Source organism: Bacillus sp. NPDC060175, from assembly GCF_042728695.1.
In the GTDB taxonomy this organism is placed as follows: domain Bacteria; phylum Bacillota; class Bacilli; order Bacillales; family Bacillaceae_G; genus Bacillus_A.
In genome coordinates, this window is record NZ_JBHWYR010000002.1 from 152,786 (window position 1) to 167,591 (window position 14,806).

The 14,806-nt window shown below is 36.6% G+C and carries 17 protein-coding genes; 8 read left to right on the forward strand and 9 right to left on the reverse strand.

From position 1 onward, the window contains the following. The first annotated feature begins 89 nt into the window (after nt 1-89). On the forward strand, nt 90-935 hold the full coding sequence (gene lipL, locus ACFWDE_RS01965) for an octanoyl-[GcvH]:protein N-octanoyltransferase (protein ID WP_377889665.1): 846 nt from the start codon (nt 90-92) through the stop codon (nt 933-935). A gap of 75 nt (nt 936-1,010) precedes the next feature. Here lipL and pta read toward each other — a convergent pair whose 3' ends face one another. Next, nucleotides 1,011-1,982, reverse strand: a complete 972-nt coding sequence (gene pta / locus ACFWDE_RS01970) for a phosphate acetyltransferase (RefSeq protein WP_002144665.1) — start codon at nt 1,980-1,982, stop codon at nt 1,011-1,013. A gap of 277 nt (nt 1,983-2,259) precedes the next feature. Between pta and hemQ the strand changes: the two genes are divergently transcribed. From hemQ to gerQ, 4 genes are all read left to right on the forward strand, one after another. Further along, nucleotides 2,260-3,003, forward strand: a complete 744-nt coding sequence (hemQ, locus tag ACFWDE_RS01975; protein WP_377889668.1) for a hydrogen peroxide-dependent heme synthase — start codon at nt 2,260-2,262, stop codon at nt 3,001-3,003. 195 nt (nt 3,004-3,198) lie between these two features. Continuing rightward, nucleotides 3,199-4,476, forward strand: a complete 1,278-nt coding sequence (locus tag ACFWDE_RS01980; RefSeq protein ID WP_377889670.1) for a serine hydrolase — start codon at nt 3,199-3,201, stop codon at nt 4,474-4,476. Between the two features lie 174 nt (nt 4,477-4,650). Continuing rightward, entirely contained in the window at nt 4,651-5,073 is a 423-nt protein-coding gene (gene cwlJ / locus ACFWDE_RS01985; protein WP_002144663.1) for a cell wall hydrolase CwlJ, read from the forward strand. Between the two features lie 27 nt (nt 5,074-5,100). After that, on the forward strand, nt 5,101-5,529 hold the full coding sequence (gene gerQ, locus ACFWDE_RS01990; RefSeq protein WP_219920990.1) for a spore coat protein GerQ: 429 nt from the start codon (nt 5,101-5,103) through the stop codon (nt 5,527-5,529). Nucleotides 5,530-5,560: 31 nt separating this feature from the next. Here the strand turns inward: gerQ and ACFWDE_RS01995 are convergent, their stop codons facing one another. The 3 genes from ACFWDE_RS01995 to ACFWDE_RS02005 all read right to left on the reverse strand — a co-directional run bounded on the left by ACFWDE_RS01995 (nt 5,561) and on the right by ACFWDE_RS02005 (nt 7,279). Further along, entirely contained in the window at nt 5,561-5,929 is a 369-nt protein-coding gene (locus tag ACFWDE_RS01995) for a DUF423 domain-containing protein (protein WP_000688314.1), read from the reverse strand. A 63-nt stretch (nt 5,930-5,992) separates the two neighbouring features. Next, nucleotides 5,993-6,280 carry a YwdI family protein gene (locus ACFWDE_RS02000; protein WP_001198367.1) on the reverse strand — a complete coding sequence of 96 codons (288 nt, stop codon included), beginning with the start codon at nt 6,278-6,280 and terminating at the stop codon, nt 5,993-5,995. Nucleotides 6,281-6,286: 6 nt separating this feature from the next. Continuing rightward, a complete protein-coding gene (locus ACFWDE_RS02005; protein ID WP_377889674.1) occupies nt 6,287-7,279 on the reverse strand; it encodes a potassium channel family protein in 993 nt (330 codons plus the stop codon). A gap of 95 nt (nt 7,280-7,374) precedes the next feature. Between ACFWDE_RS02005 and ACFWDE_RS02010 the strand changes: the two genes are divergently transcribed. From ACFWDE_RS02010 to ACFWDE_RS02020, 3 genes are all read left to right on the forward strand, one after another. Beyond that, complete coding sequence (locus tag ACFWDE_RS02010; protein WP_377889676.1) at nt 7,375-8,658, forward strand: purine/pyrimidine permease; 1,284 nt, start codon at nt 7,375-7,377, stop codon at nt 8,656-8,658. Between the two features lie 284 nt (nt 8,659-8,942). Beyond that, nucleotides 8,943-9,764 carry a Cof-type HAD-IIB family hydrolase gene (locus tag ACFWDE_RS02015; RefSeq protein WP_377889678.1) on the forward strand — a complete coding sequence of 274 codons (822 nt, stop codon included), beginning with the start codon at nt 8,943-8,945 and terminating at the stop codon, nt 9,762-9,764. Between the two features lie 209 nt (nt 9,765-9,973). After that, entirely contained in the window at nt 9,974-10,264 is a 291-nt protein-coding gene (locus ACFWDE_RS02020) for a DUF3817 domain-containing protein (RefSeq protein WP_002144657.1), read from the forward strand. A gap of 38 nt (nt 10,265-10,302) precedes the next feature. Here the strand turns inward: ACFWDE_RS02020 and ACFWDE_RS02025 are convergent, their stop codons facing one another. The 5 genes from ACFWDE_RS02025 to ACFWDE_RS02045 are packed head-to-tail and all read right to left on the reverse strand — an operon-like array spanning nt 10,303 to nt 14,768. Next, nucleotides 10,303-10,980, reverse strand: a complete 678-nt coding sequence (locus ACFWDE_RS02025; RefSeq protein ID WP_377889680.1) for a uracil-DNA glycosylase — start codon at nt 10,978-10,980, stop codon at nt 10,303-10,305. Nucleotides 10,981-10,999: 19 nt separating this feature from the next. After that, nucleotides 11,000-11,992, reverse strand: coding sequence for an ABC transporter permease (locus ACFWDE_RS02030; protein WP_219920995.1), 993 nt, complete (start codon nt 11,990-11,992; stop codon nt 11,000-11,002). Further along, nucleotides 11,985-12,902, reverse strand: coding sequence for an ABC transporter ATP-binding protein (locus tag ACFWDE_RS02035; protein ID WP_144507323.1), 918 nt, complete (start codon nt 12,900-12,902; stop codon nt 11,985-11,987). The genes ACFWDE_RS02030 and ACFWDE_RS02035 overlap by 8 nt, the downstream gene beginning before the upstream one ends. Then, on the reverse strand, nt 12,899-13,780 hold the full coding sequence (locus ACFWDE_RS02040) for an SGNH/GDSL hydrolase family protein (RefSeq protein WP_377889683.1): 882 nt from the start codon (nt 13,778-13,780) through the stop codon (nt 12,899-12,901). The genes ACFWDE_RS02035 and ACFWDE_RS02040 overlap by 4 nt, the downstream gene beginning before the upstream one ends. 10 nt (nt 13,781-13,790) lie before the next feature. Beyond that, nucleotides 13,791-14,768, reverse strand: coding sequence for a LacI family DNA-binding transcriptional regulator (locus ACFWDE_RS02045; RefSeq protein ID WP_377889685.1), 978 nt, complete (start codon nt 14,766-14,768; stop codon nt 13,791-13,793). Between the last annotated feature and the right edge of the window lie 38 nt (nt 14,769-14,806).

A 14,806-nucleotide genomic window follows, 5' to 3' on the forward strand; every position in this document is an offset into this window, starting at 1 on the left:
TTTAGAATCTCCCTTTATATATGGGAAACCCCTTTCTTCATTTTTTGCTATAATAAAGATTGTCATTTTATAAATAAGGGGTTAGTTATATGAGCAATTCCCGTTCGATTTTATCTCAGCCAGAGTGGCGCATTGTGGATCAGTCTAGTTTAGGACCAACATTCCATGCGTTGCAGTCATTCGCAATGGATGACACATTATGCACAAGTATTGGAAATGGCGAATCAGCTGCAACAATGCGCTCTTGGGTTCATCACAATACAATTGTACTTGGCATTCAAGATTCACGCCTACCACATTTAGAAGAAGGTATTTCCTTTTTAAAACAAAACGACTTTAATGTTATCGTTCGTAATTCCGGTGGACTTGCTGTCGTACTTGATGAAGGTGTTTTAAACGTATCACTTTTATTCCAAGAAACAGAAAAAGGTATCGACATCGATCTTGGATACGATACAATGTGGCATTTAATTAAGGAAATGTTAAAAGATTACGATGTTACTATCGAGGCAAAAGAAATTGTTGGTTCTTATTGCCCTGGTAGCTATGATTTGAGCATTCGCGATCAAAAATTTGCTGGTATTTCTCAGCGTCGTATTCGCGGAGGCGTTGCTGTACAAATTTACTTATGTGCGACAGGAAGCGGATCTGAGCGCGCGGCCCTCGTTCGTGATTTTTACAACGTAGCAATTCAAGGAGAAGAAACACGATTTACGTATCCTGAAATTGTGCCAAGTACGATGGCTTCACTATCTGAATTACTTGGCGAAACAATTACAGTGCAAGATTTAATGATGCGTCTTTTAAAAACGTTGCAACAATTCGCTCCAAAGTTAACACCATCTCAACTAACGTTGGATGAAGTCCCTTTATATGAGATGAATTTACAACGTATTATTGATCGTAACAATAAGGCACTTGGTTTAGAAAAATAAAAAACAAAAATGACCACCCTCATTCCGTTATACACGAAATAGGGTGGTCATTTTTCATATCAATTCGTTATAGAATTAAAGTGCTTGAGCTGCTGTAATTAAAGCTAACTTGTACACTTCTTCTTCGTTACATCCACGAGATAGATCGTTTACAGGCATATTTAAACCTTGTAAGATCGGTCCTACTGCTTCGAAGTTACCTAAGCGTTGAGCGATTTTGTAGCCGATATTACCAGCTTCTAAGCTTGGGAATACGAATACGTTAGCATCACCTTTAATTGTAGAACCTGGAGCTTTTTTCTCAGCTACAGATGGTACGAATGCAGCATCGAATTGGAATTCTCCATCTAAAGTTAATTCAGGAGCCATTTCTTTTGCAATGCGAGTTGCTTCTACAACTTTTTCTGTTTCTGGAGATTTCGCAGAACCTTTTGTAGAGAAGCTTAACATAGCAACGCGTGGGTCCATGCCGAATAGTTCAGCAGTTTTCGCGCTTTCGATACCAATTTCAGCTAAATCTTGGCTATTTGGTGCAATGTTAATTGCGCAATCAGCGAATACATACTTCTCTTCTTCACGTACCATGATGAATACGCCTGAAGTTTTTGTAACGCCTGGTTTTGTTTTAATAATTTGAAGTGCTGGACGAACTGTATCAGCAGTAGAGTGAATTGCACCGCTTACTAAACCGTGTGCTTTGCCCATGTATACAAGCATTGTACCGAAGTAGTTTTCGTCTTTAAGGATTTTGCGAGCATCTTCTTCTGTCGCTTTGCCTTTACGGCGTTCAACGAAAGATGCTACCATTGCATCCATTTCTTCGTATGTAGCTGGATCGTAAATATCAACGCCTGCTAATGTTAAGTTCATGCTAGCAGCTTTTGCGCTAATTTCTTCTTTATTACCAACTAAAATTGGTTTTACTAACTCTTCTTTTGCTAAACGCTCTGCAGCGCCTAGAATTCTTTCATCAGTTCCTTCAGGAAGTACGATAGAAATGCCTTTTCCTTGAACTTTTTCTTTTACTGTTGTAAATAAATTGCTCACGAATAAACCCTCCTACAAATGTTAAAAACTCTACCTTTAAGAATACTTCTTTTCAGCTATATTTTAAACTTATAGCTCCCAAAAAATAGATAAAATTAAAATGATTATATTTTCATAAAATTCAGCCGAGAAATAAAGCCTACTTAATCCTTATTTTCTCCCGTTTTCCGGTAAATATAAATGTGACAGTTTTATGCACCGAAACTTTATATAGATGTTTTTAAACCTATATATGCTATAGTTAACGTGTAAAATATCATTAACTGAGGTGAATAGAATGAGTGAAGCAACAACAACGTTAGATGGCTGGTATTGTTTACATGATTTACGTTCTATTGATTGGGCAGCATGGAAAACATTATCTAGTGACGAACGCGGACAAGCAGTGTCTGAATTTTTAAATGTCGTTGAAAAATGGAACGAAGTAGCTACTGCAAAAAAAGGCAGTCATGCAATGTATACAGTTGTTGGTCAAAAAGCAGATATTATGCTTATGATCTTACGTCCAACAATGGAAGAGTTAAATGAAATCGAAACAGAATTAAATAAAACAACATTAGCTGAATATTTAGTTCCTGCATATTCTTACGTATCTGTTGTTGAACTAAGCAACTATCTTCCAGCTGATGAAGACCCATACCAAAACCAACAAGTCTTAGCTCGCTTATATCCTGAGTTACCGAAAGCAAATCACATTTGCTTCTATCCAATGGATAAGCGTCGCCAGGGTAATGATAACTGGTATATGCTTCCTATGGATGAACGTAAGAAACTTATGTACAGTCATAGCAAAATCGGTCGCCAGTACGCAGGTAAAGTGCGCCAAGTTATTTCAGGATCAGTTGGATTTGATGATTTTGAGTGGGGCGTAACATTATTTGCTGACGATGTTCTTCAATTTAAGAAACTTATATATGAAATGCGCTTCGATGAAGTAAGTGCTCGCTACGGTGAATTTGGAACATTCTTTGTGGGAAACATTTTACCAAGTGAAAAAGTAACAACATTTTTACACATATAATATAAAAAAAGGAACGAAATTCGTTCCTTTTTTTATTACCCTCTACATTAACCTGCAAAAACCTTCTTTTCTCTGCAAATTTGAACAAAAATCGACAAATTCTTTTCAAATTTCTTGTAAGATTGTAACCTTTTCACATCCAAATTTATGCTAAAATGGTACGAGCTATATGCTAATAACGATGCGAAGGTGATAATGTATATGAAGAAAATCTTGTCTATTTCACTATTGTTTCTATTGTCATTTTCTTCCTTAGGAGTAACAACATCCCATGCGGAAGAAAAAATACATATAGAGGCAGCTGCTGCACTTCTATTTGATGCAGATACAGGAAAAATACTGCATGAACAAAATCCAGATGAATTACTAGCTATCGCTAGTATGTCAAAATTAATTGTTGTTTATGCCGTATTAGAAGCAATTAAAGAAGGAAAAATCACTTGGGATACGAAAGTAAACATTTCTGATTACGCTTTTGAAGTTTCACGTAATAATGAATTCTCTAACGTACCGTTCGAAAAGGGACGCCAATATACCGTAAGAGAATTATATCATTCTATCGTTATCTTCTCTGCGAATGGATCTAGTATTGCTTTAGCAGAATTACTTGCAGGAAGTGAAAAGAACTTCTTAAATCTTGCAAATGAACATGCGAAAAAACTAGGGTTAAAGAAATATAAATTCGTAAACGCTACTGGGTTAAACAACGCTGATTTAAAAGGAAAACATCCTGAAGGAACTGATCCGAATGGAGAAAACTCCATGTCAGCTCGCGATATGGGTATTCTTTCAAAAACAATTATTACAAAGTATCCAGAAATGCTAGAGGATACAAAACAAAGATTTAGAAACTTCCCAGATAATCATCCGAAACCAATTCGTATGGAAAATTGGAACTGGATGTTACCAGGTGCCGCTTTCTCTTATGAAGGAGCAGATGGTTTAAAAACAGGAAGTTCTGATACCGCTGGGTATGGGTTCACTATTACAGCAAAACGCGGTGATTTACGTCTTATTTCTGTTATTATTAAAACGAAATCAATGGACGAACGTTTCACAGAATCTCGCGCATTAATTGAATATGGATTTAATAACTTCGAAAAACAGAAATTAAAAGTAGATAAAAATAACAAAATTTCTGTAGTAAAAGGAAAAGAAGACTACGTAACAGTTGCACCAGAAAAAGAAGTGACAGTAGTTACTGCAAAGGGTAGCAAAGCACCTTACAAAATTTCTACTGAAGCGGATAAGTCACTCGCTGAAGATGGACATTTAGTTGCTCCTATTAAGAAAGATGCAAAGGTCGGTTCCATCGTTTTAGAACCAACTGATAAATACGGTTTCTTAGACGGAAATAAAAGTATGAAAGTTACTGCAAAAACGACTGAAGAAGTAGAAAAAGCAAATTGGTTCGTATTAACAATGCGTTCAATTGGCGATTTCTTCTCAAACTTATGGTCTAAAGTATTTTAATGATGAAAAGCTAGCTCACGCTAGCTTTTTTTATTTTCCCCTCTAAATGTAAAACTTCGTTTGGTTGTCATATCTGCGTCCTTTTTCTCATACGTATGAACTAGTAATTGTTCCACACTTCATCTAGAAAAAACCTCTTTCCAAAGGGTATTCCAAAAAGAGAGGTGACACATAATGGGTGTTATCGCACATACAGAAGAAGATGTAAAGTTATTAGCTAGACTCATGCGTGCTGAAGCTGAAGGAGAAGGCCAACAAGGCATGCTAATGGTTGGAAATGTCGGTGTAAATCGTGTCCGCGGAGATTGCTTAGACTTTAAAAAAGTCCGAAATTTACGTCAGATGGTTTATCAAAATCCTGGTGGTTTTGAAGCAACTCAAAAAGGGTATTTTTATCAACGAGCGAGAGAACAAGATATCGCCTTAGCCCGCCGGACAATTCAGGGACAACGTTTTTGGCCCGCCAACTTCTCCCTATGGTTCTTTAGGCCTGAAGGTCCTTGCCCGCCAACTTGGTATAACCAACAAAATTCAGGACGTTTTAAAAAGCACTGCTTCTTCCAACCATCCGGTGAGGATTGTCCAAGCGTATATTAAGGAATGAAAATGAGGAGGGATTTTTGAATGGCACAGCAACAAAACCCGTACTACGGAACAGGTTTTTATCAACCATCTGGAACTTATGTACAACCGCAACAAATGACCGCGCAGCAACAGCAACAACAGCAAGCGATGCAACAACAAGTTGCTCAGGCTCAACTTGCAGTTTCTCAAGGGATGTTACCACTAGAGCAATCGTATATTGAAAACATCCTTCGTTTAAATAAGGGTAAGCCAGCTACAGTTGTAATGACTTATGAACGTGGTAGCTCGCTTGGCACACAATCTTATACAGGGATTATCGAGGCAGCCGGCCGTGATCATATCGTTATTAGTGAGCCGAAATCTGGAAAACGCTTTTTACTACTAATGATTTATTTAGATTATGTAGAATTCCCAGGAGAAATTGCGTATTTACCTGGTCAACAAGCAACTTATGCTCCAAGACCATAAAAAAAAGCTGGCGAATGCCAGCTTTTGTTTTTTATAACCCTTTTACAACTGCAGTTCCGACTAAAATCCACGCCACAATAAACGCTACACCACCGAGAGGTGTAATTGGGCCAAAGAATTTAATACCTGTTGTACTTAATGCGTAAAGACTGCCTGAGAACATAATAATCCCAGCTACCATAAGCCAACCCGCGGCGCTTAAAAGTGATGATTGCATTTTGTCCATTAATAGAGCAACTACAAATAAGCCACCTGCATGAAACATTTGATATGTAACGCCCGTCTTCCACACTTCTAACATTTTTGCAGAAATTTTATTTTCTAAACCATGTGCTCCAAAAGCCCCTAACGCAACAGATAGCCCCGCTGCAATACAACCTAGTAAAAAGAAAATTTTCATCTTAATTCCCCTTTTTATTTTTATCATAAGCAATTTTCACATATAATCCAAACGATTTAATCCTTAAAAATCAAATAAAGAATTACCATTTGCACCTTCTTCTTTTATATACACAGGTTCTCCAGAAACTGGCATAACCGGTTGAACTGTTGTTATAGGCTGAGATCCGATTATTTGTGATTGAACTTGTGGTTCTCTATACGTAGAAGGCTCAACTTGTTCATCTAATAATAAATCACATAATGCACGCACAACTAATAAATGCTCTTTTGATTTTTGTCCTTCACTACTTTTTGCCTTTGCAATTTCACTCGCCATTTTATTTAAAACCTTATCGCTAGATACTTGCATTCCTTGTCACCTCTTACTTTGTAGTTCTTTCTCAAATTGCCCCAGTTTCTCCACTGAACCAAATACTATTATCATATCATGTTCTTGCAGTTTTTCCTGCCCCGTTGGATTATGGATAATATCCCCATCTCTCAAAATTGCTAAAATTGTTACATCAAATTGATTTCTCACATTACTCTCTAGTAACGATTTACTGGCTAGGATAGAATCTTTACCAACTTGAATTTCTTCAATTACAAATGATTGCTCTATTCCATACAATACTGTATCAATATAATGAACTGTTAACGGATTCGCAATACCTTTTGCGATATGAATTCCTGCCATACTAGATGGATTAATAACCTTATTTGCACCAGCGCGCCGTAATTTCTCTTCTGTTTCTGGCTTTTCAGCTCTTGCTACAATTTTAATTGCATCATTAAGCCCTCTTGCCGTTAATGTAATAAATACATTTTCAGCATCGTTTGCTACGATAGCCACTAGACCCGCTGCCTTCGAAATTCCGGCATTATGTAACACTTGATCTTCAGCTGCATCCCCATGTACATATAAAAGCTTTTCCTGTTCGAATATACTTTCATCTTTATCCACAACTACAAATGGGATTTTCTTTTCCTGTAATTCATGTACAACTTGAAGCCCTACTCTTCCGCAACCACATACTATAATATGCTTTTGTAACTGTGCTATTTGTTTATCCATCTTCTTCCTCCGCACCGCATGAAATAAGTTACCCTCAATGATCATAGCTGCTACTACCCCCATTGCATACGTAACGATACCGACGCCAACAGGTATAATAAGGAGCGCAAAAAATTTTCCTGCCTGTGTTACAGGCACTACATCACCATATCCAACCGTTAATACAGTAATCATCGTCATCCAAAATGCTTGAAACAAGCTAATCTCTTCAATTGTCATAAATCCTAGCGTTCCTAGAATTACAACAAAGGTCATACATATAACTGCTATCCATAATTGCTTACGTGCATTCATATTATATTTCAACTCTTTTCTCTATCTACAATCTTTGCCAAAGGAAATGAAATACCTATATACTAGAAACGGAATCTATGAAAGAGGTTGATATAATGAAGCTATTTCTTTCTGCCTTACAATGGGCACTATTTATTTTAGCTGGAAGTCTTATTGTACCAATTAGTGTTGCAACTAGTTACGGCCTCGACGGCGCTGAAGCTATCGCGTTTGTACAAAGGACATTATTTGTTCTCGGTTTTGCCGGCCTACTGCAAGCTATATTCGGTCATAAACTTCCTATTCAAGAAGGTCCCGCAGGCCTTTGGTGGGGAATTTTCTCCCTGTATGCAAGTTTAGGCGTCGTATTATTTGGATCAAGCAATGAAACACTTAAGGTCCTTCAGTACGCTTTCCTATTAAGTGGCATCATTTGTATTATTCTTAGTGTTTTTGGACTAATCGATAAACTAGTTCGTTACTTTACACCTACAGTAATTGGAACGTATTTATTCCTTCTTGTCGCACAACTTAGTGGCTCCTTCTTAAAAGGGATGTTTGGCCTTGATGGACAACATACAGAAGTACAACCAAAGGTATTTATTCTTTCACTCATTGTTATTTTACTATCTTTTTTCATTATGAAGCTACCTATTATTGGACAATATTCCGTTCTTTTCAGTATCGTCTGCGGCTGGATATTATTTGCGTGCTTCGGATTATCTAATCCAGTAACACCTGTGACAGATATAATTCGTCTTCCATCTCTATTTGTTTTCGGAATGCCCCGCATTGAATGGAACATGGCAATTACGGTCGTTTTCGTCACACTACTACTTCTAACAAATATGTTAGCAAGTATTCGCGTTGTACAAAAGGTTGTTTCTAAGTATGAAGAAAATGCCGCGGAGAACCGATTCAAACAAGCTGGCATTATAACAGGAATAAATCAATTGCTAGGCGGTCTATTTTCAGCCATTGGTCCTGTCGCCATTTCTGGATCCGCAGGATTTATTGCAACGACAAATATTTATAAGCGCCTTCCATTTATGTTAGGGTCAAGCTTTATCATTCTTGTTAGTATATTCCCAAAGATTACTTCATTCTTTGCGGCAATCCCCGTTGCAGTTGGGTATGCTGCGATTTATCCTGTATTTGCAAGCATGATTGGTCTCGCTTTTCGCGAATATGACACTGTACAAAATAAAGAACAATTATTTAAAGTAGCAGGTCTTTCAATCTTTACAGGAATCGGAGTTATGTTCGTTCCAGCCGGAGCATTTTCTACGCTGCCGCCATTTTTAGCATCATTTTTAAGTAACGGTCTCGTTCTTGGATCTGTCATGGCTATCTTGCTGGAAATACTATTTTCTCGTTCGCACGAAAAACAACTATCGTAAATTGGAAAACTTCCATTATTGCACTCTACCTTTAGAGTTGTTACGATAATGATAAAGTGAAACTTTAATCAGTGGGGGTTTTGTTCATCACCCACTGATTATTAGCCCACATCAATCGGGCGTTTGCGGTATAAATTATCATGGGCAACACGCTCATGATAATTTATACTAACAATGCAGAACTTCTCCTAATTTCATGCAAAGAAGTTCGATGTCTTACTATATATTCCCCACTATCTTCATAAAAATTTATTTCTATTCCAACAAAGAAAGGAATTTTCGATATGACTTATAAAATGATTGTTTTAGATTTAGATGATACTTTATTACGCGATGACCATACCATTTCACCTCGTACGAAAGAGGCTTTAATGACAGCACAAGAGCAAGGAGTTAAAGTAGTACTTGCTTCTGGGCGTCCAACGTTTGGTATGCGCAACGTCGCAAAAGAGCTTCGTTTAGAAGAATACGGCAGCTTCATTCTATCTTTTAACGGCGCAAAAATTATTAACTGTAAAACAAATGAAGAAATCTTTAGTAGTACGCTATCTCCTGAAATCGTTCACAACCTATTTGAAATTAGTAAAACTGAAGATGTATGGATTCATACTTATATTGGCGATGATATCGTAACAGAAGAAAATAATCCTTATACTGAAATTGAGGGCGACATTACTGGTATGCCAATCGTTGTAGTAGATGATTTTAAAGCCGCTGTAACAGAGCCTGTAGTAAAAGTATTAATGAACAAAGAAGCTGAACGCCTTGTTGAAGTAGAAAAGAAATTACAAAAACAGCTAGAAGGCCAATTAAGCGTTATGCGTTCTAAACCATTCTTCTTAGAATTTACTGAACATGGTGTTACAAAAGGAACGAGCTTAAACCAATTAATCCAAAAACTTGGCATTAAGCGTGAAGAAGTTATCGCAATGGGCGATAGCTATAACGACCAATCGATGATTGAATTTGCCGGTCTTGGCGTTGCAATGGGTAATGCGCCAGATGATATTAAAGAAATTGCAAACTATATAACAGATACAAATATGAATGATGGCGTTGCTAAAGTTGTAGAGAAATTCGTACTAAAAAGCGAAGTGCTTGTTTAATATTTTCATTCATAAAACCTATTTGAAGTCAAATACTTCAAATAGGTTTTTATTTAAATTACAATGCTTTTGTGACTATATTTTGAACTTTGCACTATTCTCGTAGTGTAAACTTTCTTTTTGTATATAATGGAACAAAATAGACTATTTTATTTTGAAAAAGAATACAAATTTACTATATACAAGCATACGTTAAAGGAGGCTATTTCATGTTATCTACACCAATCGGACGATTAAGAGCAATCGGCTTAATTGAGGGGATTTCTTTCCTATTACTATTATTTGTAGCAATGCCATTAAAATATTTTGCAGGGTTTGCAACAGCTGTTAAAATTACAGGTATGGCTCATGGCGTTTTATTCATACTATTCATCTTTGCGGTAATTCAAGTAACAATCGTACACCGTAAAACAATTTTATGGGCACTTGGGGCACTTGTTGCATCAGTTATCCCATTTGGTACTTTTGTACTAGATGCAAAACTAAAAAATGAACAATAATAAGAAGGTAGTTAACGACTGTTAACTACCTTTTCTATTTACAAATTTGGGATCTGCCAATCGATTTCTCTTTCACTCATATTAGCTAAAATCGTATTTACTTTAGAATATGGCTTACTGCCAAAGAAACCACGTCTTGCTGATAGTGGGCTTGGATGTACAGATTCAATGATATGGTGATTCGTCTTTGTAATTAACTTTTTCTTCGCCTGTGCATGGCGTCCCCATAATATGAAAATAACTGGCTTTTCACGTTCATTTAATAGCTCAATTACGCGATCTGTGAAATGCTCCCATCCTTTTCCTTTATGAGAATTTGCTTCACCTTGACGAACCGTTAATACAGTATTTAATAATAATACTCCTTGCTCCGCCCATTTTACTAAATAACCGTTATTCGGAATTTCATAACCGTATTCATCTCGAAGTTCTTTATACATATTTAGCAATGATGGCGGCGTTTTAATACCAGGTTGTACAGAAAAGCTTAAACCATGTGCTTGATTCGGTCCATGATATGGGTCTTGTCCTAAAACAACGACCTTTGTATTTTCATAACTTGTATACTGAAGAGCTTTAAAAATATCTTCTTTCTTTGGATAAATCACATGCGCCTCATACTCTTCTTTTAAAAAGTTAGCTAAAGATTGATAGTATTCTTTCTCAAATTCTGGCCCAAGTAATGGTCCCCAATCATTCTGCAAAATGTTTTCCATGCCTTCACTTCCTATCCAATTAATTCACCATATCCTGCCTTGTAAATACTATAAATGAAATGATAAGAGATACTACTGCCCAAACCGTTAAATTCATTAAAGAAAATCCCATTGATAAACCTTGTAATGCAGGCAGTTTTCCTGATAAATAATCCGTTAGCGATAAGTTGACACTAAAAATGTATTTCGCACCTTCCCAAGACGTTGCAAACGAACTTAAAATGCCGCCTGCAATTAACGCAGCTAACATAACGCCCATACCAGCTGGTGTATTTCGAATTAAAACAGAGACCATAAATGATATAGTTCCAACAACGATAGCAACAAACCAAGCTAGTCCGTACGCCATTAAAATGTATTGCCACTGCGGAATAAGGTGTACAAAGTTTGTATTTAACGTTTCCTTATCAATGACGAATCCTGTTAACACAGGTAAATTCCATCCAGAGTATCCAAATACAAGCCCTGATAATGCATAAGCAAACACACCAACAAGAAGCAATATGAGCGAAATGAAAAATAACATCGTCACGTATTTACTAAGGAGTATTTTCCAGCGCCGAATTGGCCTCGTCAGAAGCATTTTCATCGTACCATCGCTTCGTTCTCCTGAAACAATATCAATGGCGACAATCATAACGAGCAATGGAATAAATAACGTTATTCCTTGTTCAATAAACGCCCTCACAAATGTCGGTGCTCCTGGCGCAGTCGGATTAATATCATGATCTAAATAATATTGTTGTTGCTCCACTCTTACTTTTAACCAATCACGCCATTCTTCTGGCAATCTAGAATTGTTCAAACGGTTTTGTGAATCAACAATTTGTTGCTGTAATGATACTTTCCAATCGGTCGTGCCCAGCCTTTTTTGCGTTGTTTCTATTTCACGATACTGAGCATACACAAAAAGCGGAATCAAGATTGCTAAAATAAGCATGACAACAACAATCCGTTTCTTACGATAAATCTTTTCTGATTCATTTAAAACTAGATTTGCAAATTCACGCATGTTGCTCACCCCTTGTGAGTTCAATAAATAAATCTTCTAGCGTAAATACAAGCTCTTTGACGCTATGTACATCTATCTCGTTTTCTACAAAGTGCTTATTCCAAACATTAATAGACGCAACATCCATACGACATAGTAAACGCTCATCTTCTATAATAACTTCCTCTACCTCTTCAGCAGCGTCTAACATGTCTTTCGCTTTGGAAATTGGTGTAACGACCCATTCTACACGATCACTCGCTGTTTTGATCAACTCTTCAATAGGTGCAACTGTTATCATTTTTCCTTTATGAATAATAGCAACACGGTCGCATATCATTTGTACTTCGCTTAATAAGTGACTCGAAATAAACACACTCATATTTTCTTCTTTTACAAGCTTATGTATAAATTCTCGCAGTTCTCTAATCCCAGCTGGATCTAAACCATTCGTCGGTTCATCTAATATGAGCAATTTCGGGTTTCCAAGAAGCGCCTGTGCAATTCCGAGACGTTGTTTCATACCGAGGGAATATGTTTTCACCTTATCGTGAATACGCTCATCTAAATGAACCATTTTTGCAATTTCAATAATACGTTCATCTGATATATCCCCAAGCATGCGCGCAAATTGCTTTAAGTTTTCCCATCCCGTTAAATATGTATAAAGCTCTGGATTTTCAACGATACTTCCAATTTGACGCATCGCTTCCCTGAAATTTTCCTTAATAGAATAACCACCGATAGAAATAGTGCCTTCTGTCGCTTTAATCAGTCCGACTAACATTCGAATTGTTGTCGTTTTCCCAGCTCCGTTCGGCCCTAAAAAGCCAAACACTTCTCCTTGTTTTACATCAAATGAAATGTCTTCTACAAGTGTCTTCTTTCCAATTACCTTCTTCACGTCTCGTACGGAAAGTATCATCGTCATTTTATCCCTCCTTGTTCTAGTTTTAATTTACTTACGACGTTTTGGACTAATCGCTCTGCCATATATGTGTAACCTACTTCATTCGGATGAAAATGATCGGAGTATAATACATCTTTTCCGCGATTTTGGAATAAATCAAATGTCGGTGTAATATATACATTTTTATCATTTAATGCTAACTTCTCTAAAGAAGCATTCCAATCAACAACAATATTTGATGAACCTCTTAAATCTTCTACATCCTCAAAAGGATTGTATAAACCTAGCCAAAAAATAGGACTATCTGTGTTTAATTTACGAATTTCTTCTATAATTTTCTTTGCTTCATTTTTAAACGTTTCTGTATCAGGACGATACGTCTCTAAATCTATTTTCCCGAGCGATTCCCATCCTGGGAACAAATCATTTCCTCCAATTGTTAAAACAATTACATCTGCTTGCTTAATTGAATATTGAGCTCCGCTGCTTTCGATTTGTTTTAATAAATCGGGCATTTTCGCACCACTAACTGCCAAATTGGTTAGTGCAACTTTTTGTTTATAATCTTTTTGTAAATCCTCTTTCATTCGTCCAATATAGCCAATTCCTTCTTTATCACCAACGCCGCGCGTTAACGAATCACCTAAACTAACTATTTGTAACGTTCCTGTTTTCTTTTTCTCTTTTTCCACTACGTCAGTCTTCGTAATTAATTTTGAAGCTTTCGGATTTAATACATCATTTACACCCGAAACAAAACCGTATGCAAATAAACAGAAAGACGCAATTGTAATGAATAGAATTACTTTTACTAATTTTGATCTCATATCAAAACCCCTTTTAGCCCCTATAGATTGTCCATAATTATACCAAACGAATTTTCGAAAAGCGATTTTCACACCTTCTCTATTATGTCGTTTCCCTATCTACCAAATTTGGTAATAGCTCTACATGTTTCACATCTATTTCCACATCATTAATCTTTTCATATAATAATTCAAATGCCTTTACACCAACATTTTTACTAGAATGCGAAATCGTCGTAATACCTAATATATCTGCCACCTCTTGATCATCACATCCGATAATTGTAATATCCTCTGGGATACGAATTCCTTGTTTTTTCGCCTCCGTTACCATTCCTGCAGCAATATGATTGCAAGATACAAGAAACGCCGTCGGTTTTACAGACATACTAGCCCATTCCCTGACTACATTGCGCCCATCTTCCACCGTAAAACAGCCTTTAAACTTCCAGGCATCTAACGGTGTTACAACAATCTGTTGAAGTGAATCATCATACGCCTTTTTTCGCCTTTGGCTATTAATGCTATTACTTCTTCCAATGCAATATCCAATACGTGTATGACCAGCATCTATTAAGCTTTTCATCCCGCGCGAAAATACTTTGTAGTAATCAATATGTACACTTGAAATGAAATTCGAATCTATTTCCTCACACATCACAATTGGACCAAACTTCGTATACTCTTCAAGTTTTTCCTTACTATTTGTCCTTGAACATATAATTACTCCATCAAGCTTTTTCATTTTTAACATATGTAAAATTTCAAGCTCTTTTTCTTCGCTATAATTTGTCTGGCAAAGCATCATATTATAATTGTTCTTTGCGGTTTCCTTCGATATCCCCCCAATAATGGCACTGTAATATTGATCATTTACGTGCGGCAATAAAACGCCAATTACATTCGTTTTTCCTTTCACTAAATGAATAGCATTCACATTTTGCGTATAATTTAATTCTTCTATAATCGCTAAAATCTCTTTTCGTTTCTGTTCATTCACATACGGATGATTATTGAGTACACGTGAAACAGTTGAAACAGATACCCCAGCAAGTTCAGCAATCTTTCTTATATTAGTCATCTCATTCTTCCCCTCCCCGCAAAAATTCTTGCTTGACC

Excerpts from the sequence above, each read along its gene's own strand:
- lipL (WP_377889665.1), top strand. The coding sequence starts at position 90 with ATGAGCAATTCCCGTTCGATTTTATCTCAGCCAGAGTGGCGCATTGTG.
- hemQ (WP_377889668.1), top strand. The coding sequence starts at position 2,260 with ATGAGTGAAGCAACAACAACGTTAGATGGCTGGTATTGTTTACATGAT.
- ACFWDE_RS01980 (WP_377889670.1), top strand. The coding sequence starts at position 3,199 with ATGTATATGAAGAAAATCTTGTCTATTTCACTATTGTTTCTATTGTCA.
- cwlJ (WP_002144663.1), top strand. The coding sequence starts at position 4,651 with ATGGGTGTTATCGCACATACAGAAGAAGATGTAAAGTTATTAGCTAGA.
- gerQ (WP_219920990.1), top strand. The coding sequence starts at position 5,101 with ATGGCACAGCAACAAAACCCGTACTACGGAACAGGTTTTTATCAACCA.
- ACFWDE_RS01995 (WP_000688314.1), bottom strand. The coding sequence starts at position 5,929 with ATGAAAATTTTCTTTTTACTAGGTTGTATTGCAGCGGGGCTATCTGTT.
- ACFWDE_RS02000 (WP_001198367.1), bottom strand. The coding sequence starts at position 6,280 with ATGCAAGTATCTAGCGATAAGGTTTTAAATAAAATGGCGAGTGAAATT.
- ACFWDE_RS02005 (WP_377889674.1), bottom strand. The coding sequence starts at position 7,279 with ATGAATGCACGTAAGCAATTATGGATAGCAGTTATATGTATGACCTTT.
- ACFWDE_RS02010 (WP_377889676.1), top strand. The coding sequence starts at position 7,375 with ATGAAGCTATTTCTTTCTGCCTTACAATGGGCACTATTTATTTTAGCT.
- ACFWDE_RS02015 (WP_377889678.1), top strand. The coding sequence starts at position 8,943 with ATGACTTATAAAATGATTGTTTTAGATTTAGATGATACTTTATTACGC.
- ACFWDE_RS02020 (WP_002144657.1), top strand. The coding sequence starts at position 9,974 with ATGTTATCTACACCAATCGGACGATTAAGAGCAATCGGCTTAATTGAG.
- ACFWDE_RS02025 (WP_377889680.1), bottom strand. The coding sequence starts at position 10,980 with ATGGAAAACATTTTGCAGAATGATTGGGGACCATTACTTGGGCCAGAA.
- ACFWDE_RS02030 (WP_219920995.1), bottom strand. The coding sequence starts at position 11,992 with ATGCGTGAATTTGCAAATCTAGTTTTAAATGAATCAGAAAAGATTTAT.
- ACFWDE_RS02035 (WP_144507323.1), bottom strand. The coding sequence starts at position 12,902 with ATGACGATGATACTTTCCGTACGAGACGTGAAGAAGGTAATTGGAAAG.
- ACFWDE_RS02045 (WP_377889685.1), bottom strand. The coding sequence starts at position 14,768 with ATGACTAATATAAGAAAGATTGCTGAACTTGCTGGGGTATCTGTTTCA.